At 49.8% G+C, this 19,870-nt stretch carries 17 protein-coding genes, 2 tRNA genes and 2 rRNA genes; 6 read left to right on the top strand and 15 right to left on the bottom strand.

Annotated elements, in window-relative coordinates; all coding sequences use genetic code 11:
* Nucleotides 1-211: 211 nt before the first annotated feature.
* From ACI6NM_RS10230 to dnaA, 15 genes are all read right to left on the bottom strand, one after another.
* Nucleotides 212-284 (bottom strand) — tRNA-Ala (locus ACI6NM_RS10230).
* 6 nt (nucleotides 285-290) lie between these two features.
* Nucleotides 291-408, bottom strand: a 5S ribosomal RNA gene (gene rrf, locus ACI6NM_RS10225).
* A 258-nt stretch (nucleotides 409-666) separates the two neighbouring features.
* Nucleotides 667-2,198 (bottom strand): 16S ribosomal RNA (locus ACI6NM_RS10220).
* A 361-nt stretch (nucleotides 2,199-2,559) separates the two neighbouring features.
* A tRNA-Ser gene (locus ACI6NM_RS10215) sits at nucleotides 2,560-2,647 on the bottom strand.
* Between the two features lie 96 nt (nucleotides 2,648-2,743).
* Nucleotides 2,744-3,454, bottom strand: a complete 711-nt coding sequence (locus ACI6NM_RS10210; protein ID WP_022272659.1) for a lysophospholipid acyltransferase family protein — start codon at nucleotides 3,452-3,454, stop codon at nucleotides 2,744-2,746.
* 1 nt (nucleotide 3,455) lies between these two features.
* Nucleotides 3,456-4,010: a Fe-S-containing hydro-lyase gene (locus ACI6NM_RS10205; RefSeq protein ID WP_438500864.1), complete on the bottom strand. Its 555-nt coding sequence runs from the start codon at nucleotides 4,008-4,010 to the stop codon at nucleotides 3,456-3,458.
* 39 nt (nucleotides 4,011-4,049) lie between these two features.
* Nucleotides 4,050-4,892 carry a fumarate hydratase gene (locus tag ACI6NM_RS10200; protein ID WP_337810806.1) on the bottom strand — a complete coding sequence of 281 codons (843 nt, stop codon included), beginning with the start codon at nucleotides 4,890-4,892 and terminating at the stop codon, nucleotides 4,050-4,052.
* Between the two features lie 18 nt (nucleotides 4,893-4,910).
* Nucleotides 4,911-5,753 carry a YitT family protein gene (locus ACI6NM_RS10195; RefSeq protein ID WP_337810807.1) on the bottom strand — a complete coding sequence of 281 codons (843 nt, stop codon included), beginning with the start codon at nucleotides 5,751-5,753 and terminating at the stop codon, nucleotides 4,911-4,913.
* A 24-nt stretch (nucleotides 5,754-5,777) separates the two neighbouring features.
* Entirely contained in the window at nucleotides 5,778-7,238 is a 1,461-nt protein-coding gene (locus tag ACI6NM_RS10190; RefSeq protein WP_337810808.1) for a M20 family metallopeptidase, read from the bottom strand.
* A 23-nt stretch (nucleotides 7,239-7,261) separates the two neighbouring features.
* The gene (gene gyrA / locus ACI6NM_RS10185) at nucleotides 7,262-9,775 is read right to left on the bottom strand and encodes a DNA gyrase subunit A (protein WP_337810809.1); all 2,514 of its coding nucleotides are present in this window, start codon (nucleotides 9,773-9,775) and stop codon (nucleotides 7,262-7,264) included.
* Nucleotides 9,776-9,823: 48 nt separating this feature from the next.
* The gene (gene gyrB / locus ACI6NM_RS10180; RefSeq protein WP_438500863.1) at nucleotides 9,824-11,734 is read right to left on the bottom strand and encodes a DNA topoisomerase (ATP-hydrolyzing) subunit B; all 1,911 of its coding nucleotides are present in this window, start codon (nucleotides 11,732-11,734) and stop codon (nucleotides 9,824-9,826) included.
* 22 nt (nucleotides 11,735-11,756) lie between these two features.
* Nucleotides 11,757-12,857 carry a DNA replication/repair protein RecF gene (recF, locus tag ACI6NM_RS10175; RefSeq protein WP_438500862.1) on the bottom strand — a complete coding sequence of 367 codons (1,101 nt, stop codon included), beginning with the start codon at nucleotides 12,855-12,857 and terminating at the stop codon, nucleotides 11,757-11,759.
* Between the two features lie 12 nt (nucleotides 12,858-12,869).
* Nucleotides 12,870-13,079: an RNA-binding S4 domain-containing protein gene (locus ACI6NM_RS10170; protein WP_022272194.1), complete on the bottom strand. Its 210-nt coding sequence runs from the start codon at nucleotides 13,077-13,079 to the stop codon at nucleotides 12,870-12,872.
* A 52-nt stretch (nucleotides 13,080-13,131) separates the two neighbouring features.
* A complete protein-coding gene (dnaN, locus tag ACI6NM_RS10165) occupies nucleotides 13,132-14,250 on the bottom strand; it encodes a DNA polymerase III subunit beta (protein ID WP_022272195.1) in 1,119 nt (372 codons plus the stop codon).
* 269 nt (nucleotides 14,251-14,519) lie between these two features.
* The gene (dnaA, locus tag ACI6NM_RS10160; protein WP_438500861.1) at nucleotides 14,520-15,884 is read right to left on the bottom strand and encodes a chromosomal replication initiator protein DnaA; all 1,365 of its coding nucleotides are present in this window, start codon (nucleotides 15,882-15,884) and stop codon (nucleotides 14,520-14,522) included.
* A gap of 317 nt (nucleotides 15,885-16,201) precedes the next feature.
* Between dnaA and ACI6NM_RS10155 the strand changes: the two genes are divergently transcribed.
* The 6 genes from ACI6NM_RS10155 to jag all read left to right on the top strand — a co-directional run bounded on the left by ACI6NM_RS10155 (nucleotide 16,202) and on the right by jag (nucleotide 19,813).
* Complete coding sequence (locus ACI6NM_RS10155) at nucleotides 16,202-16,834, top strand: ECF transporter S component (protein ID WP_022272197.1); 633 nt, start codon at nucleotides 16,202-16,204, stop codon at nucleotides 16,832-16,834.
* Between the two features lie 242 nt (nucleotides 16,835-17,076).
* Nucleotides 17,077-17,211, top strand: coding sequence for a 50S ribosomal protein L34 (gene rpmH / locus ACI6NM_RS10150; protein WP_158359160.1), 135 nt, complete (start codon nucleotides 17,077-17,079; stop codon nucleotides 17,209-17,211).
* Nucleotides 17,212-17,276: 65 nt separating this feature from the next.
* Nucleotides 17,277-17,621, top strand: a complete 345-nt coding sequence (gene rnpA / locus ACI6NM_RS10145) for a ribonuclease P protein component (protein WP_022272198.1) — start codon at nucleotides 17,277-17,279, stop codon at nucleotides 17,619-17,621.
* A gap of 23 nt (nucleotides 17,622-17,644) precedes the next feature.
* Nucleotides 17,645-17,839, top strand: coding sequence for a membrane protein insertion efficiency factor YidD (gene yidD / locus ACI6NM_RS10140; protein WP_215653421.1), 195 nt, complete (start codon nucleotides 17,645-17,647; stop codon nucleotides 17,837-17,839).
* A gap of 21 nt (nucleotides 17,840-17,860) precedes the next feature.
* The gene (locus ACI6NM_RS10135; RefSeq protein ID WP_022272199.1) at nucleotides 17,861-19,117 is read left to right on the top strand and encodes a YidC/Oxa1 family membrane protein insertase; all 1,257 of its coding nucleotides are present in this window, start codon (nucleotides 17,861-17,863) and stop codon (nucleotides 19,115-19,117) included.
* 12 nt (nucleotides 19,118-19,129) lie between these two features.
* The gene (gene jag, locus ACI6NM_RS10130; protein WP_022272200.1) at nucleotides 19,130-19,813 is read left to right on the top strand and encodes an RNA-binding cell elongation regulator Jag/EloR; all 684 of its coding nucleotides are present in this window, start codon (nucleotides 19,130-19,132) and stop codon (nucleotides 19,811-19,813) included.
* The last annotated feature ends 57 nt before the right edge of the window (nucleotides 19,814-19,870 follow it).

Below are 19,870 nucleotides of genomic sequence, written 5' to 3'. Positions count from 1 at the left end.
ATTTTTCGGTTTGCATATCTTTCGATATGCCTCGGATGTCTTGTATCTTAAATATATATCTAAGATCTTTTATTCAGTATGCAGTTTTCAAGGTACAGTCTGTATGTTCACTCAGCTAAGCTCACTTGCGTTCGCTAAGATTCGTGAACCGCCTCGCACTAAGCTCGATCTGCGCCTTCCGGCTTGTTCTCGCTAAGTTGCTTTCGGCGAGTGGAGATGGAGAGATTCGAACTCTTGACCCCCTGCTTGCAAGGCAGGTGCTCTCCCAACTGAGCTACACCCCCATATAAATCTGGCATCCACCTGCTCTCCCATGCCGTCTCCAGCATAGTACCATCGGCCGCTTACGTCTTAACCGTCGTGTTCGGGATGGGAACGGGTGTTTCCCATAAGCGCATCGACACCAGAATTATTCGTCTTTCAAGTCCGCCTGCCGTTCTTTGCAAACCATCTTACGGAGCTGCGCTCCCTAAGCCGTTTCGCAAAGCTCGCCAATACAGTCTGTCATCCATCCAGTCCCAGGAAAACAAGTTTTCCTGTTTCTTCCTGTCTGTCATCCATCCAGTCCCAGGAAAACAAGTTTTCCTGTTTCTTCCTGTCTGCCATCCTGTGCAGGCTCCCTTAAAAGCTCAACAGTATATAAAACCCTTACTTCTTCTTCCTTAGAAAGGAGGTGATCCAGCCGCACCTTCCGATACGGCTACCTTGTTACGACTTCACCCCAGTTATCAGACCTGCCTTCGACAGCTCCCTCTTTGCAGTTGGGTCACTGGCTTCGGGCATTTCCGACTCCCATGGTGTGACGGGCGGTGTGTACAAGACCCGGGAACGTATTCACCGCAGCATGCTGATCTGCGATTACTAGCGATTCCAGCTTCATGTAGTCGAGTTGCAGACTACAATCCGAACTGGGACGTTATTTTTGGGATTTGCTTGCCTTCACAGGGTCGCTTCCCTTTGTTTACGCCATTGTAGCACGTGTGTAGCCCAAATCATAAGGGGCATGATGATTTGACGTCATCCCCACCTTCCTCCAGGTTATCCCTGGCAGTCTCATCAGAGTGCCCAGCTTTACCTGCTGGCTACTGACAATAAGGGTTGCGCTCGTTGCGGGACTTAACCCAACATCTCACGACACGAGCTGACGACAACCATGCACCACCTGTCTCCCCTGTCCCGAAGGAAAAGCATCATTACATGCTCGTCAGGGGGATGTCAAGACTTGGTAAGGTTCTTCGCGTTGCTTCGAATTAAACCACATGCTCCACCGCTTGTGCGGGTCCCCGTCAATTCCTTTGAGTTTCATTCTTGCGAACGTACTCCCCAGGTGGCATACTTACTGCGTTTGCGGCGGCACCGGAAAGCTTTGCTCCCCGACACCTAGTATGCATCGTTTACGGCGTGGACTACCAGGGTATCTAATCCTGTTTGCTCCCCACGCTTTCGAGCCTCAACGTCAGTTACTGTCCAGCAAGCCGCCTTCGCCACTGGTGTTCCTCCTAATATCTACGCATTTCACCGCTACACTAGGAATTCCGCTTGCCTCTCCAGCACTCCAGCCCAGCAGTTTCCAAAGCAGTTCCCGGGTTGAGCCCGGGGATTTCACTTCAGACTTGCTGTGCCGTCTACGCTCCCTTTACACCCAGTAAATCCGGATAACGCTTGCCCCCTACGTATTACCGCGGCTGCTGGCACGTAGTTAGCCGGGGCTTCTTAGTCAGGTACCGTCACTTTCTTCCCTGCTGATAGAGCTTTACATACCGAAATACTTCTTCACTCACGCGGCGTTGCTGCATCAGGGTTTCCCCCATTGTGCAATATTCCCCACTGCTGCCTCCCGTAGGAGTTTGGGCCGTGTCTCAGTCCCAATGTGGCCGGTCACCCTCTCAGGTCGGCTACTGATCGTCGCCTTGGTGGGCCGTTACCCCGCCAACCAGCTAATCAGACGCGGGTCCATCTCATACCACCGGAGTTTTTCACACCGTACCATGCGGTACTGTGTGCTTATGCGGTATTAGCAGTCATTTCTAACTGTTATCCCCCTGTATGAGGCAGGTTACCCACGCGTTACTCACCCGTCCGCCGCTCAGTCATTTCAAATTCCATCCGAAAACTTCCTTTAAAATGCTTCGCTCGACTTGCATGTGTTAGGCACGCCGCCAGCGTTCATCCTGAGCCAGGATCAAACTCTCATGTTCAAGTGTTTGTCCAGTTCAAAAATCCGCTTGGCTAATCTTTAAACCGTTCTACTGTTGTTTAGGTTTTTGTTCTGAATGTTCTCATTCATGGCCGAAACCTTTTGGCCATTTTATAAGAATTTTCAGGGTTTTACATACTGTTCAGTTTTCAAGGTTCTGTGCTGTTCTTGTCTTTCTCAGCGACAGCTTCGATAGTATATCATGCTGTATTCTGTTTGTCAAGAACTTTTTTTATTTTTTTGAATTTCTTTTTTGAAGAAATTCATTTACGCTCTGCTGGCCATATAAACTCTGTCCTGCTTTGCGTACCACTGTCTGACAGCTCCGGCGTTTGCTGTGCCGTCATGCTGCTTGCAGTGAACGGAGAAAGAGGGATTTGAACCCTCGCGCCGGTTTCCCGACCTACACCCTTAGCAGGGGCGCCTCTTCGGCCTCTTGAGTATTTCTCCTTATTACCGTAGCTAATAATCACTTATTAAATTCTGGCATTCGCCAGACGCATATGTCATTATATAAGAGAAAAAACATTTTGTCAATAATTTTTTTTAGATAAATTTATTTATTTCTTCCTGTATCCTGTCATGTACAAGATGTGCGATTTCTTTTGTTTTCATTCCTATATATTGATCATACTCAATCGGCTTTAAAAAGTGGACCTGGACTGTCTCTTCTTTGATGGAACGGATATCAAAGGGCTTGAAGCTGTTGATCAATGCCACCGGCACTATGGGACAGCAGGCGTTTACAGCACTTTTAAAGGTACCTGCTTTAAATTCCAGGAGCTCATTCCCCTTTCTGGATCTGGTCCCCTCTGGAAAGATCAGATAATTTCTCCCTTTCCTGACCTCTTCTGTCATCTGATTGATCACCTCTAAAGAGCTCCTGGTATCCTGCCGGTCTATGGAAATCCCTCTGAGCAGTCTCACTACCTGCTTTACGAGAATGATATCCGCTGCCTCTTTTTTTATGACCACACCAAATGGGCGTGGACATCCCTCGATCACAGCAAGAACGTCAAAGAGGCCCTGGTGATTCGGGAACATGATAAAGCCGTCCGCGGCAGGAAGGTTGTCGCGGCCATGGACCTCAATTGCCACACGGCCGCTTTTATTGACCCTCTTAACCAGTTTTCTTAAATAATCATACCGCTCCTGCTCCGTATGGGGATCCTGATCTCTTCCCAGGCGGCATACGCGGTAAAACCATGCCGGAACAAACGGCAGGCTCTTTATGACCATATAAGCGATTCTGTTCATGTCATCCTTCCTTTGCATACGCCCTTGCGGCGGTTTCATAAAGATTATTCCCCTGGGAATCGATGACCACTACCACCGGGAAATCCTTTACCTCCAGCTTTCTCACCGCCTCTGGCCCCAGATCTCCGTATGCGATCACCTCTGAGCTTAAAATACATTTCGATAAAAGAGCTCCGGCTCCTCCAATGGCAGCAAAATAAACAGCCCCGTTCCTTACGATGGCGTCAGCCACCGCCGGGCTTCTTTTTCCTTTTCCGATCATAGCCCCCAGGCCCAGATCCAGAAGCTCCGGAGCATACTTATCCATCCTGCTGGCGGTCGTAGGGCCGGCAGAGCCGATGGGACGGCCCTCCCTGGCCGGAGACGGTCCCATATAATAGATCATATTCCGGTCCAGGGAAAGGGGAAGCTCCTTTCCTGCGTCCAGAGTTTCCTTCATCCGTTTATGGGCCGCATCCCTGGCCGTATAGATCGTGCCTGTCAAATAAACGTAATCGCCGGCCCTCAGACCCTCTGCGTCCTCCCGGCTGATGGGTACATGTATGTTTTTATCCATGGCTTTCTCCTTTATCCGGCAATACCGGATCCTTCATGATCAGATGACCCGGTGGGCGTGGCGGTTTACATGACAGCATATATTGACCGCTACCGGCAGTCCCGCAATGTGGGTAGGATACGTTTCAATATTCACGGCAAAGGCCGTTATCCGGCCTCCCAGGCCCCCAGGACCTATCCCAAGGCCATTGATCCGTTCCAGCATCTCCTTTTCCAGCTCCCGCACATAGGGGACCGGAGCTTCCTCAGAGAGGTCTCTGGTAAGCGCGTGCTTCGCCATAAGGGCACATTTTTCAAAGGTACCGCCGATACCGACTCCCACCACCATGGGCGGACAGGCGTTTGGCCCCGCGTCCCGGACAGCCGTCAGAATGGCCTCCTTAACGCCTTCAATGCCGTCTGCCGGCTTCAGCATGAACACTCGGCTCATATTTTCGCTGCCGAAGCCCTTGGGAGCCACAGTGATCTCCACCTGGTCTCCCTCCACGATCTCATAATGAAGGACAGCCGGCGTATTATCACCTGTGTTTACACGGTCGATGGGATCCTGCACCACGGATTTTCTTAAAAATCCCTCTACATACCCCTGACGGACACCTTCATTGACCGCCTCCGTGAGACTGCCGCCGGTAAAGTGTACCTCCTGCCCTGCCTTTACGAATACCACAGCCATACCGGTATCCTGGCAGATGGGGATCATATCCTCCCCGGCGATCCGGAGATTCTCCTCCAGCTGGTTTAAGATCTGTTTTCCCAGAGGGGATTCCTCCCTGCTTACAGCCTCATCAAAGACCTGTTTCATGTCCGGAGACAGGAAATGGTTGGCCTCAATGCACATTTCCCTTATGTTTTTTGTGATCTCGCTTACTGAAACCTCTCTCATGGCCTCTCCTTTATTCCTTTAGAACTTCGGTCTGTATAACACCTCATTGACCGTATAGACCGTAACGAACGCATCCTTATCTGTCCTCGCAATGAAATTCATCAGCTTAGAATACTCGCTCTTTGATACAATGGCTATGATCTCCCGGCGCACCGTATTGTCGTAAGCGCCCCTGGCCTCATAGATGGTGGCTCCGCTGTGCATCTCATGGAGGATGAAATCTGTGATCTCCTTTTCCTTTTTGGAGATGATACAGATCCTCTTTTTAATGTTGAAGCCGAAGATGAAGTGATCCAGGATAATACCGCTGAGGTACGTACCCAAAATGCTTAAGATCACCATATTCAGATCAGACGTAAGGATCGAGGAAAGGGCTACCAGCATTCCAGCCATGGAAATGGCTCTTCCCAGCTCGATATGCATGTATTTATTGAGGACCTTTCCAACTATATCCAGGCCGCCCGAGGACGCATTATAGCGGAACATCACCGCCTGTCCAATGCTTACAATGAAAATATACACGATCATATCCAGAAACGGATCCTTCATAATGGACTGTACATCCGGATAGATCCGCTCCAGGACTCCCATCATCACTGGCATCATCAGAGACGTATAAACGGTCTTGATCCCGAAATCCTTTCCGATCAGTAAAAATCCAACCACCAGAAGGATGGCATTCAAGATAAAGGTGATCACTGAGAGCGGCAGAGGAATAAAATATTCCAGGATGATCGACAGACCGCTGATGCTTCCCACAGTCACATGGCTTGGAACCAGAAGGAAATAAACGGATACCGCCACGATCGCCACTCCTACCGTGATCATAAAATACTCTTTAAACGTTTCCCATGCTTTCATCACATCTTACCTCAAACAGCTCCATTATTTTTTCGGATTGATGGCCATAGGCCTTACATCCTTGGGGATCGGAGCCACATAGCCGGCTTCGCCGACCCGTTTTTTCAGTTCGTCCTTCGCCTCGCCGATCAGCCTCTGATCCTCCAGCACGTCGATGACGGCTCCAGCCATGACCTTTCCGGCAAACAGCATGCCTTTATGGGCAATAGAGGATTTTCCCTGGGACACCTGCTGCCAGGAATGGCCTGGTGTTCCAGCCGCCTCGGTCACTGCGTTGATCTGGGCCGTAGGGCATACCCAGCTTACATCGCCCACATCTGTGGAACCGGCCATAACGGTCTCTGTATCCTTTAAGGGCACGATATAATCGCAGATCACATCGTCCTTATGGGCGTTTAAGAAGGCCTCCACCTCTGCCTTTCTGGACTTCTCATACCGCTTCAGGAGATCCTGGACATCCAGCTCACCGCCGCCATATGTACCCGCAAGCTTTTTCGCAAACTCCAGCTCCGCTTCTGTATAGGGCTCCCGCTCTACCTCTTCCAGGTTTTTCTGGAGCACCTCCTCCAGGACCGTATTGTCCACCACATTGGAGCATGCCTTCACAAACTGCATTTCCATCCGGGTACCAGTCATCAGAGCCGCTCCCCTGGCAATGTCATTGACTCTCTCAAACAGTTCCTTCACCTGATCGTTTTTAGGCGCACGGATCAGGTATAAGACCTCCGCAAATGGCTGCACCACATTGGGAGAATAGCCGCCGGTGTTGGTAATGGCGTAATGGATCCTGGCTTCCTGGATGGCATGCTCTCTTAAATACTGCACGCCGGTGTTCATAAGCTCAACAGCATCCAGGGCGCTCCTTCCCAGCTCCGGACAGGCCGCCGCATGGGACGCCGTTCCGAAGAACCGGTAAAATACCTGGTAATTGGCCAGAGAGCTTCCCACAGAAACCTCATTCTGGTCGCCGGGATGCCAGCTGATGGCGAAATCCAGCTCGTCAAAGACACCGTCCCTGGCCATAAAGCCCTTGCCGGAGCCGCCTTCCTCACCGGGACAGCCGAAAAATACCACAGTCCCCTCTTTTCCATTCTTCTCCAGGTATTCCTTTACGGCAATGGCCGCAGCCACAGATCCGGCTCCCAGCAGGTTATGGCCGCAGCCGTGGCCCGGCTCCCCCTCACATACAGGCACCTTTTCAATGCTCTCCGACTCCTGGGAAAGGCCGGAAAGGGCATCGAATTCACCCAGGATGCCCACCACCGGCTTTCCATGGCCAAACCGGCCGGAAAATGCTGTCTGGATCCCGGCCAGATTCCTCTCCACAGAAAAGCCCTCCTTCTCCAGGAGCTCACAGAGGATCTCTGTGGACTTAAATTCCTGGAATGCAGTTTCCGGATGATCCCAGACTGCATCGCTGGCTGCACAGATCATTTCCCGTTCCCGCTCGATCGCCTGTAAGGCCTCTTTTTTTGAAATTCCCATAAGACTACCTCCCTCAGTCTGTTTTATTCGTTCTGGTCCCCATTCTCCAGATCCGTTTTTATATCTTCACCGTCTTCCTCTCCGTCCCCATGGCTGCTTTCCCGCACCTTGGCGATGGTGGCCACACGCACGTTGGAATCCGGATCGATGCTCATTAATTTTACCCCTGACGTATTTCTTCCAATGACGGAAATATCGTCCACACTCATGCGGATCAGTATGCCCTCGTTGGTGATGAGCATGATGTCGCGCTCATCGTCCACCAGCTTCATTCCCACCAGGCACCCTGTTTTCTCCGTCACATTATAGCATAAAAGGCCACGGCCATTCCGGAGCTGGCTCTTGAATTCTGATATGCGGGTCCTCTTTCCATATCCTTTTTCGGAAGCCACCAGCATATATTCGCCCTGGCTCTCCATCTGCATACCGATGACCTGGTCGCCTGGATCCAGCTTCATGCCGATGACACCGTAGGAGACCCGTCCGGTGATCCGCACGTCGCTCTCCTTAAAGCGGATGGAAAGGCCGTATTTTGTAGCAAGGAAGATATCCTCCGTATCGTCAGTCACCTTTACCTCGATGAGCTCGTCATCCTCACGGAGGAGGATGGCCTGGAGGCCGGTCTTTCTCATATTGGTATATTCTTCCATGCGGGTCTTTTTCACCATACCGTTCTTTGTGGCCATCATCAGATATTTTTCATTGTCGATCTCCTTCATGGGGATCGTCGCCGTTACCTTTTCTCCAGGCTGAAGCTGGAGGAGGTTGACAATGGCTGTGCCCCTGGCCGTTCTTCCGGCCTCCGGGATCTCATAGGCCTTTAATCGGTAGCAGCGGCCTGTATTGGTAAAGAACATGATATAATGGTGATTGGTGGTCATCAGAAGGTCCTCGATGAAGTCCTCCTCGATGGTCTGCATTCCCTTGATCCCCTTGCCGCCCCGGTTCTGGCTCTTGAAGTTGTCCACGGACATCCTCTTGATATAGCCCAGGTTGGTCATGGCGATCACTGCGTCGTCGTCGGGGATCAGATCCTCCACGGAAACGTCGTCATCAAAGCCGATCTTTGTCCGGCGGTCATCCCCGTATTTGTCAGAGATCACCAGAAGCTCCTTCCGGATCACGCCTAAGAGCTTGTTTTCATCTGATAAGATGGCCTTCAGCTCTGCGATCCTGGCCTGAAGCTCTTTGTATTCATTCTCCAGCTTCTCCCGTTCCAGACCGGTGAGCGCCCGCAGACGCATGTCCACAATGGCCTGGGCCTGGACATCTGAAAGGCCAAAACGGGCCATTAACTGGGTCTTTGCCTCTCCCACGTTGGCTGAACCCCGGATGATGCGGATCACCTCGTCGATATGATCCAGGGCCTTTAACAGTCCCTCTAAAATATGGGCCCGTTCCTCTGCTTTATTCAAGTCATATCTAGTCCTTCTGGTCACCACGTCCTTCTGGTGATCCAGATAATACATAAGCATCTGGGACAGGGTAAGGACCTTGGGCTCGTTGTTCACCAGAGCCAGCATGATCACGCCGAAGGAATCCTGGAGCTGGGTGTGCTTTAAGAGCTGGTTTAAGATCACATTTGCGTTGACGTCTCTCCTCAGCTCGATGTTGATCCTTAAGCCCTCCCGGTTGGATTCGTCGGTGATGGCCGTGATGCCGTCGATCTTCTTTGTCTTTACCAGCTCCGCCATTTTTTCGATCAGGCGGGCCTTATTGACCAGGTAGGGAAGCTCTGTGACGATGATGTGGCTCTTTCCGTTGGGCATGGTCTCGATGTCCGTCACCGCACGCACCTTGATCTTTCCGCGTCCGGTCCGGTATGCCTCCTCTATGCCCCTGGTCCCCAGGATGGTAGCCGCCGTGGGGAAATCCGGTCCCTTGATGATGGAAAGCAGCTCCTCCATGGTCGTTTCCCGGTTCTCCTCCACCTTATTGTCGATGATCTTTACCACCGCTGCGATCACTTCCCGCAGGTTATGGGGCGGGATATTGGTGGCCATGCCGACGGCAATGCCGGTTCCGCCGTTGACCAGAAGATTTGGAAATCTGGACGGCAGGACCACCGGCTCTTTTTCTGTTTCATCAAAGTTGGGAACAAAGTCCACAGTGTCCTTATAAATATCCGCCAGCATTTCCGTTGAGATCTTGCTTAATCTGGCTTCGGTGTACCGCATGGCCGCCGCCTCGTCGCCGTCCACAGATCCAAAGTTTCCGTGGCCATCCACCAGCATATACCGCATAGACCAGTGCTGGGCCATATTTACCAAGGCTCCGTAAATGGAGGTGTCGCCGTGGGGATGGTATTTACCCATGGTATCACCGACGATACGGGCGCTCTTTCTATGGGGCTTATCCGGTCCATTATTTAACTCCACCATGGAGTACAGCACTCTTCTCTGCACCGGCTTTAATCCGTCCCGCACGTCCGGAAGCGCTCGGGCGGCAATGACGCTCATCGCATAGTCGATATACGACTTTTCCATTGTCTTTTTCAGATCAATGTCATGCACTTTATCAAAAATATTCGGTTCCATTTATTTTTCCACCCTTCTTGGCCCCAAGGGCCTCTCCATATCCCGGGATTAAATATCCAGGGTTCCGTATTTGGCGTTTAATTCAATGAATTCTCTTCTGGGTTCCACCTGATCGCCCATTAAGGTGGTAAAGGTCAGATCGATCTCTGATGTCATTTCTTCATTCATGGTCACTCGAAGAAGGATCCGGCGCTCGGGATCCATGGTCGTCTCCCAGAGCTGCTCCGCGTCCATCTCTCCCAGACCCTTATAGCGCTGGATCTTATTATTCTGGTCGCGGCCCACTTCCTTCAGGATCTCATTGAGCTCTTCATCGCTGTATGCGTACCAGATGCGCTTATTCTTTTCCAGCTTATAAAGAGGCGGCTGGGCCAGATAAACGTATCCCTGTTTGATAAGCTCCGGCATAAACCGGTATATAAACGTCAGGAGCAGGGTGCTGATATGGGCGCCGTCCACGTCCGCATCGGTCATAATGATGATCTTATGGTATCTCAGCTTGGAAATATCAAATTCCTCGTGGATCCCGGTTCCAAAGGCCGTGATCATGGAACGGATCTCTGCATTTCCGTAGATCCGGTCCAGTCTTGCCTTCTCCACGTTTAAGATCTTTCCGCGCAGCGGCAGGATCGCCTGGGTGGCCTTATTTCTCGCATCCTTGGCCGAACCGCCGGCGGAATTTCCCTCTACGATGTAGATCTCGCACTCCTCCGGATTTTTGCTGGAGCAGTCCGCCAGCTTTCCAGGGAGAGAAAGGCCGTCCAGAGCCGTCTTCCTTCTTGTCAGATCCCTGGCCTTCCTGGCAGCCGCCCTGGCTCTCTGGGCCAGGACGGATTTTTCGATGATGGCCTTGGCCACCGACGGATTCTGCTCCAGATAATAGGTAAGCTGCTCGCTGACCACGCCGTCCACGGCTCCTCTGGCCTCGCTGTTGCCCAGCTTCTGCTTGGTCTGTCCCTCAAACTGGGGATCCTCCACCTTGATGCTGATGATGGCCGTCAGTCCCTCCCGGATATCCTCACCGGAAAGGGCCGGTTCATTTTCCTTTAAAAGCTTATTCTTTCTCCCGTAGTCGTTGAATGTCTTCGTGAGGGCGTTTTTAAAGCCGGTCAGATGGGTCCCGCCCTCAGGCGTGTTGATGTTATTGACGAAGCTGTATATATTTTCTGTGTAGGAGTCGTTGTGCTGCATGGCAACCTCCACCAGCACGCCGTCCCTCTGGCCCTCGCAGTAAAACACCTGCTCATACAGGGGCACATTGCTGCGGTTTAAATACTCCACAAACTCACGGATCCCGCCTTCATAGTGGAAGGTCTTTTCCTTTTTCTCCTCCCGTTCGTCCCTCAGAGTGATCTTCAGGCCCTTGGTCAGAAAGGCCGTCTCCCTTAAACGGATCTTTAAGGTATCAAAATCGTAAACGGTCTCTTCAAAAATTTCTTTATCCGGCAGGAAGGTGACCCGGGTGCCGTGCTCCTCCGCCCCGCAGCTTCCCACGATCTTTAAGGGATACATGGTCTTTCCCCGTTCATACCGCTGTTTATATACATGGCCGCCTGTGCGTACCTCCACCTCCAGCCACTCGGACAAGGCATTTACCACCGATGCACCCACGCCATGGAGCCCGCCGGAAACCTTATAGCCCCCGCCGCCGAACTTTCCTCCGGCATGAAGGATGGTAAATACCACCTCCACCGCCGGGATCCCGGCCTTTTTCTGGATGTCCACCGGGATCCCGCGGCCGTCGTCCACCACCGTAATGGAATTATCCGGGTTGATCTGGACGTCGATGGAATCACAGTATCCCGCCAGGGCCTCATCCACGGAATTGTCTACGATCTCATATACAAGATGATGAAGTCCCCTGGAGGAAGTGCTCCCAATATACATTCCAGGTCTTTTTCTTACTGCTTCAAGGCCTTCCAGGATCTGAATCTGGTCGGCTCCATATTCTGTGCTCATGATGTTCCTCCTTTAAATTCTGTTACAACTGCACACACAGCTCTTCACTCTCAACGGTTCCTTCAACGATCTTAAAAATCTTGTCCATCTGAAATCTGCTGTTCACAAATTCATCCAGTCCTGTGCAGGTGATCAGCGTCTGGATATGGCTGATCTCTGACAGCAGGTGCTCCTGGCGTTTTCCGTCCAGCTCAGACAGCACGTCGTCCAGAAGCAGAACCGGATAATCCTTCACGGTCCTTTTCACCAGCTCGATCTCCGAAAGCTTTAAGGACAGGGCCGCCGTCCTCTGCTGGCCCTGGGAACCAAATTTCCGGATATCTGCGCCATTGACGATAAAATTCAGGTCATCCCTGTGGGGGCCTGTCAGTGTGAGTCTCTGCCTCAGCTCCTGGTTCCGGTTCCGGGAAAGCTCTGCTTCAAAGGTTTCCGGCATCACATTGGGTTCATACCGGATCTCAAGCTCCTCCCTTTCACCGGAAAGATGAAAATGGATCTCACGGATCAGCTCGTTTAATTCCTCCACAAAACGGGTCCGGAGCCGGATCAGCTCGCTTCCGAACCGCACCAGCTGCGAATCCCAGATATTTAAGGTCTCCTTTAAGGACGGATCCGAATCCATCTCCTTTAAAAGCCTATTTCTCTGGACCACCACCCGGTTATACTGGACCAGATCGTATACATACACCTTGTTCAGCTGGCAGAGCTCCAGGTCCAGGAACCTTCTCCGCTCAGCCGGTCCGTTTTTTATGATGTTTAAGTCCTCGGGGGAGAAAAAGATCACATTGACGATCCCAAACAGCTCGCTGGCCTTTTTTATTGGGACGCCGTTGACGGCCACGCCCTTGGTCCGGTTCTTTTTCAGATGCATATCGATCCGGTATGGGATCCCGTCCCGCCGGACGGTCATCTTAATATGGGATTCCTCCTCCCCGAACCGGACGATCTCCTTATCCTTGCTCCCTTTATGGGACTTGGTGGTGCTGCATACATAAACGGCTTCCAGGATATTGGTCTTTCCCTGGGCATTGTCGCCGTAAAGCACATTGGTCCCGCTGTGGAAGTCCATATGTAACTGCTTATAATTCCTGTAATTCAGAAGCTCGATCGACTCAATGAACATGAAACCGTACCCTTATTTTTCTATCTGAAATTCCTTTCCGCCAAAGGATACCACATCGCCCGGATAAAGCTTCTTTCCCCTCTGGAGCTCCGCCGCTCCGTTGACAGAAACCTTTCCATCCTGGATCACGATCTTGGCCTCCACGCCAGAATCCACCAGGCCGGCCAGCTTAAGAGCCTGGCCCAGCTTTATAAAATCATCCTTTAAATGAATCTTTTCCATTTTTTTCCTTTCTATTCCATACCAGGAGTATATACCATTACCAGGTATATGTTTATACCGCCGCCGCGTTGAAGTTCACCGGCAGGATCAGGTAAATATATGTTTCCTCCTCATCCTTAATAAAGCAGGGGGACTTGGGGTTCATCATATAAAGCGTCACATTTTCGTCGTCGATGATCCGCAGGGCGTCGATGAGGAATTTGGGATTGAAGCCGATCATCAGATCCTGGCCGGTCTTGTGGATCAGGATCTCTGCATTCATAGTTCCAAAGCTGGAATTCAGCTTCAGGGCCATTTTTGATTCCTCGATGTTTAAAATGATTGGTTTTTTATCATTTTCCCGGATCAGGATGCTGGCTCTTTCGATGCAGTCTAAGAATTCCTTTTTATTTACAGAGATCTTGGTGGCGTAATCGCTGGACAGCATCTGGTCCACCTTAAAATATTCTCCCTCGATCAGGCGGGAAACCACGATCGTATCGTCAAATTCAAATAAAATATGGTTGGCGCCGAAGTAGATCTGCACCTCTTTTTCATTGTCTCCGGTCAGGATCTTGCTGATCTCGTTTAAGGTTTTTCCCGGAACGATGACCTTTGTATTTTCATAGGTATCTTTTAAAAGGATCTTCCGGATCGCCATCCGGTGGCCGTCTAAGGATACCACTCTTAAGGAATCGCCGTTTACTTCAAACAGCTCTCCGGTCATCATTTTATTGCTGTCGTTGACAGAAATGGAAAAAATCGTCTGTCGGATCAGCTCCTTTAATGTAAACTGGGACAGACAGATATATTTATTCTTTTCAATATAGGGGAGATAGGAGAATTCGTCCCCGTCTTTTCCCTGGATCCGGAATACAGAGTTGTCACAGGTAATGGTGGTGTTGTATTTTTCATCGGATTCGATGGTCACCATGGAATCTCCATCGGATAATTTTCTGGTGATCTCAGAAAAAAGCTTTGCATCTAAGGCGATTTTTCCTTTTTCAAGAATATTTCCTTCAACTTTTGTTTCGATCCCCAGTTCCATATCGTTACCGGTCAGCTTGATGACATCGGTGGATGCGTCGATCAGGATACATTCCAGAATAGGCATGGTTGTTTTTGAGGGAACGGCTTTTAAAACAATATTAATGCCGTTTAGTAAAGCGGCTTTTTGAAATGTCAGTTTCATAGATGTTGATAACTTCCTTTCTGGCTGGCGACAGGTTTAATAGAGAAATATATAAAAGATTTTCGTCGCAATCGTCGTAGGGGCTGTGAATTTGTGAATAAGCGTAAAATTGCTGAAATATAAAGGATTTTCCACGTTGAACAAGCTGTGGGTAACCTTAAGATTCAGGATGAATAACTTAAGAAGTATCCACAAGGGGAAAATCTGAAAAAAATTTCAGCTGCTTATCCACAAATTTTTCACGGGTATTCCACAAGGCTGTCCACAGATCAGTGAGGATTGATCTTTTTCTTTAAGATATCCACAGTGTTCTGAAGATTTTCATCGGTCTTTAAACGGTCGGCGATCTTCTTCGTTCCGTGGATGATCGTGGTGTGGTCGCGGCCTCCCAGGGTTTTGCCGATATTCTGGAGGGACTCGGTCGTCATATCACCGCAGAGATACATCACGATCTGCCGGGGGAATACCAGCTCCTTGCTGCGCTTCTGGCCGATGATATCCAGGGTATTGATCCCAAAATGCTCCGCCACCACATTAAGGATCAGCTGGGGAGTCACTTCCTTCACGGCATTGGGGGAGATCAGGTCCTTTAAGGCCTCCTCCGCCAGCTCGATATTGATCTCGCGGTTGTTCAGCTTGCTTAAGGCTACAATTTTTGTAAGGGCTCCCTCCAGCTCACGGATATTGGATTTAATGTTGGAGGCGATGTATTTGATCACTTCATTATCAATATTATAGCCCTCCAGCTCCTCCTTTTTCCGGAGGATCGCCATCCGTGTCTCATAGTCTGGCTGCTGGATATCCACAGTCAGACCCCACTCGAACCGGGAGCGGAGACGGTCCTCCAGGGTCTCGATCTCTCTGGGCGGGCGGTCTGAGGAGATGATGATCTGTTTTTTGGCCTCATAAAGGGCGTTGAAGGTGTGGAAAAACTCCTCCTGGGTACTTTCTTTTCCAATGATGAACTGGATATCGTCAATGAGGAGGACGTCGTTGGTCCGGTATTTTTCACGGAATTCCGTGGTGGAAACGTTGTTCTTATTACGGATGGCGTCGATCAGCTCATTGGTGAATTTCTCAGAGGTCACATAGAGGATCTTGGCGCTGGGATTATTTTTTAGGATAAAGTGGGCCACTGAATGCATCAGATGGGTCTTTCCCAGTCCCACGCCTCCATAAATAAAAAGCGGATTGTAGATCTCTCCTGGGGATTCGGCCACAGCCAGGGATGCGGCGTGGGCGAGGTTGTTATTTTTTCCCACCACAAAGGTGTCAAAGGTATAGCGGGGATTCAGATTGGCGTTCTGGATCGCCAGCTGGCTAACGGCAGCCGTGTGGTTCTGGATCAGCTTTTTTTCCGGTTCCTCCTCTTTGATGCTGTCTTTGGGGATAAATGTGATCTCACAGGAGATCCCGGTCAGCTCTTCAATGGTAACTTTCAACAAAAACTCGTATTTTTTTTTCACATACTCCAGAAACAGGGCGTCGGGCACCAGGATGGTGAGGATATGTTTATCCACAGAATATGGCTTCAAAGGCAGCAGCCACGTCTTGTAGGACACATCGGTGACATCGTGCTCCTCCTTGATATTTAAAAGGATCGCGTCCCATTTCTCTAAAATTTTCTCCAGCATATCTGTACTCCTAAATATGTGTATAAACCTGTGCATAACTGTGGATAAGTTTTGGACCCGTCCACAAAAGCACATAAACCCAATCTAATATCATTTTACAATAATCCGATGGAATTTTCAATGAAAAGATTCAATCCACAAATTATCCGCAAGTTATCCAGAAAGTTATCCACAGTTTGTCCACAAATTGGGGATAATTATTTTTCATAGGAATGGGGAAAACTTTATTGACATTTTCCCATGGTTTTGTATAATGCGTGTGTGACTATATTGCATTGTATCTTTTATAAGAAAAGAACAGTAGCAGGAGGAAGATCATGAAAATTGAAAAGAAAGTCTTAGACATGTCCCTTGCCGGGATCTTCACGGCCGTCATCATTGCCATGTCAGTAGTACCGTTCCTGGGCTACATCCCCCTTGGCTTTATGAATGCCACCATAATCCATGTCCCGGTCATCATCGGCGCGCTCCTTCTTGGCCCTAAATACGGCGCGTATCTGGGCCTTGTATTTGGGCTCACCAGTCTGGTCCGTGCGACGCTTACGCCTACGGTGACCTCCTTTGTATTCAGCCCCTTTGTGACCATTGGCGGATACAGCGGGAATATGTGGAGTGTGGTGATCTCCATCGTCCCCAGAGTCCTGATCGGAGTGGCGGCATACTATGTGTATGAGCTGGTCTTAAAGCTCGCCCGTGGAAAAAAGGGCGGCCAGACCGTGGCCCTTGGCCTGGCTGGTATCGCAGGTTCCATGACCAATACGATCCTGGTAATGAACGGCATCTACTTTTTCTTTGGAAACAGCTATGCCGCAGCCTCAAATAAAGTGGTGGCCCGCCTTTATGATATGATCCTGGGAGTGATCGTGGGCTTCGGGATCCCGGAGGCCATTGTGGCGGCGATCCTGACCACAGCCATTGTAAAGGCGCTTTTAAAGGTAAAAAACCATTAGTTGAAAAAAACGTTTCTTATTATATAATAGGAAGATACTAAATATAGTGACAAATAAGAAAATAAATACATTTTCTTGCGGAGCGGGAATTTCCCGCTCCTTTTTTGGCTTTTTCCCGAAATTTAGTCTTGACGAAGCCGCATAACTTCTATATAATTGAAACGATGTTTCATCATGTCTAAGTTTATACAGTACATGAAAAAAGGTACTTGGAATTTATAGTAAGAGGAGGTGCCGGGATTATGAAGATGACATTTCAGCCGAAAAATACTCAGAGAAAAAGAGTTCATGGTTTCAGAGCGAGAATGAGCAGCGCAGGCGGAAGAAAAGTTTTAGCTGCCAGAAGAGCAAAAGGTAGAGCCAGATTATCAGCTTAATGAATCCAAGAGAGTATCCGGAAGTTTAGGAAAACTTTTGGGTACTCTTATTTTTTGAGGTTTCTATGAAGAGATTTCATTCGTTAAAGAAAAACAGCGAGTTCCAGGCGGTCTACCGCCAGGGAAGGTCCTATGCAAATAAGTACCTGGTCATGTATGTGCTGGATACAGACCGAAAGGGAGCCAGGATCGGGATCTCTGTCAGTAAGAAGGTCGGCAACAGCGTCGTAAGACACCGGTTTGCCAGGCTTGTGCGGGAGAGCTTCCGTTTAAACGAAGACATGCTGGAGGATGGAAAAGACATCGTTGTGGTTGCGCGGGCCGCGGCCAGAGACAAAAAATTCGACAAAATTGAAAGTGCGTTTCTGCACTTATGCGGACTTCATAACATTTTAAAAGAATCGAAGTGAGAGGTTTGGTAAAAAAAGTATTAATGGGCATGGTGAGGTTTTACAGAAAGTTTATTTCGCCGTGTATTGGCCCTCACTGTATCTACACGCCTACGTGCTCCCAATACGCCTTGGAAGCACTGGAAAAGTATGGCGCTGTAAAGGGTACGTATCTTGCTTGCAGGCGGATCCTTCGCTGTCATCCGTTTGCAAAAGGCGGTTATGATCCAGTTCCGTAGGAAACCCAGGAGGTTACAGCTATGATATTGACAAAAGCAGGGTCTATTTTAGGACCGATTGCTACCGTCCTTGGATATATCATGGATATCCTGTTCCGGTTTACGGATATCTTTGGTATTTTCAACGTGGGCTTATGTATCATCTTGTTTACCATCGTAATGAAGACTCTGATGATCCCTCTTACGATCAAGCAGCAGAAGACTACGAAGCTCATGTCTGTGATGAACCCTGAAATTCAGGCGATCCAGAAAAAGTATAAGGGAAAAACAGATAACGAGTCCTTACAGCGCCAGAACGTGGAGGTTCAGGCGGTTTATGAAAAGTACGGCACCAGCATGACAGGCGGCTGTCTGCCCCTGCTGATCCAGATGCCGATCCTGTTTGCCTTATACCGTGTGATCTATAATATTCCGGCTTACGTTCCGTCTGTCCGGGTATATTTTGACAATGTGGTCATCCCGTTAATGGGACAGGCCGGTTACGCAGAAAAGATGCAGGGCATTACCAATATTGCCACAGCAGCAGCGGTGAAATCCATTGAGACCTTTGATTTTGCCAGCGCCGACAAGATGGTGGACCTGCTTTATAAATTCACGACTGCCCAGTGGCAGGAGTTAGAGGGACTGTTCCCGGCTATTTCCAGTGTAATCGCGGAAAATGCCAGCGTGATCGAGCGGATGAACACCTTCTGCGGCTTAAATATGGCTGAGGCTCCCGGCTGGGCTCCGTCTCTGGCATGGAGCATTCCGATCCTGGCAGCCCTTACCCAGTGGCTCAGTACAAAGCTGATGCAGGGCCAGCAGCCTAAGCCGGATCCGGATAACCCGACAGCCCAGTCCATGCAGATGATGATGGTCACCATGCCTTTGTTCTCTGCCTTTATCTGTATCACCATGCCGGCCGGTCTTGGTATTTACTGGATCGCCACCAGTGTTGTGCAGATCATCCAGCAGCTTCTTGTAAATTCTTATATGGATAAGATCGACATCGACGAGATGGTGAAGAAGAATCTGGAAAAGGTGAATAAGAAACGTGCCAAGCAGGGACTTCCTCCGGCAAAGATCACCCAGAATGCTACCGCTTCCTTAAAATCCATTAAGGAAGAGGAGGAAAGGGAAAAGGCTGCGGAGGAGATCCGCCGGGAAAAGACTGCAAAGCAGATCGAGGAATCCAAGCGTTTTTACAATGAGACTGCGAAGCCGGGCAGCCTTGCAGCCAAGGCGGCCATGGTCCAGAAGTATAACGAAGCACATGAAAAGCGTGGAAAGAACAAATAGGGGGATTCTGTTATGGAAATGATTACAGTAACGGCAAAGACTGTGGAAGATGCCATCACCCAGGCATCGGTGCAGCTGGGCGTCAGCAGCGACAGACTTCAGTATGAGGTGGTTGAAAAGGGAAGCGCAGGTGTGCTGGGCGGACTTTTCGGCTCCCGGCCGGCGATCATCCGTGCGAAAAAAATAGAAACCGTCGATGATAAAGCAGTCGAGTTCTTAAATTCCGTTTTTGACGCCATGGGCATTTCCGTTGATGTGGAGACGAAGCTCAATGAGGAGGAAAAGGAGCTGGAGGTAAATCTTACCGGCGGCGAAATGGGGATCCTCATTGGAAAGCGGGGACAGACCCTGGATTCCTTACAGTACCTGGTAAGTCTTGTGGTCAATAAAAAGACTGACGAGTATTTACGGGTAAAGCTGGATACGGAAAATTACCGTGCCAGAAGGAAGGAGACCCTGGAGACCCTGGCGAAGAATATTGCCTATAAGGTAAAGAGAACGAAGCGTTCTGTCGCTCTGGAGCCCATGAATCCTTATGAGAGACGGATCATCCATTCCGCCTTACAGAACGATAAATATGTGTTCACAAGAAGCGAGGGCGAGGAGCCGTTCCGCCATGTGGTGATCTCCTTAAAAAGGGAAGAACGCAGGGAAAGACGGCCCAGACCGGACCGCAGCAGAAATCCGGAAGAGTAAAAGCATATAAGAAAATCAGAAGGGGTTGCCTGGGGCAGCCCCTTTGTGCTATTATAA

The organism is Pilosibacter sp. YYHA0881, from assembly GCF_051602715.1.
In the GTDB taxonomy this organism is placed as follows: Bacteria; Bacillota; Clostridia; order Lachnospirales; family Lachnospiraceae; genus Alitiscatomonas; species Alitiscatomonas aceti.
Note: the sequence above shows the minus strand (reverse complement) of the source record. Positions and strands in the feature narration are given on the sequence as shown.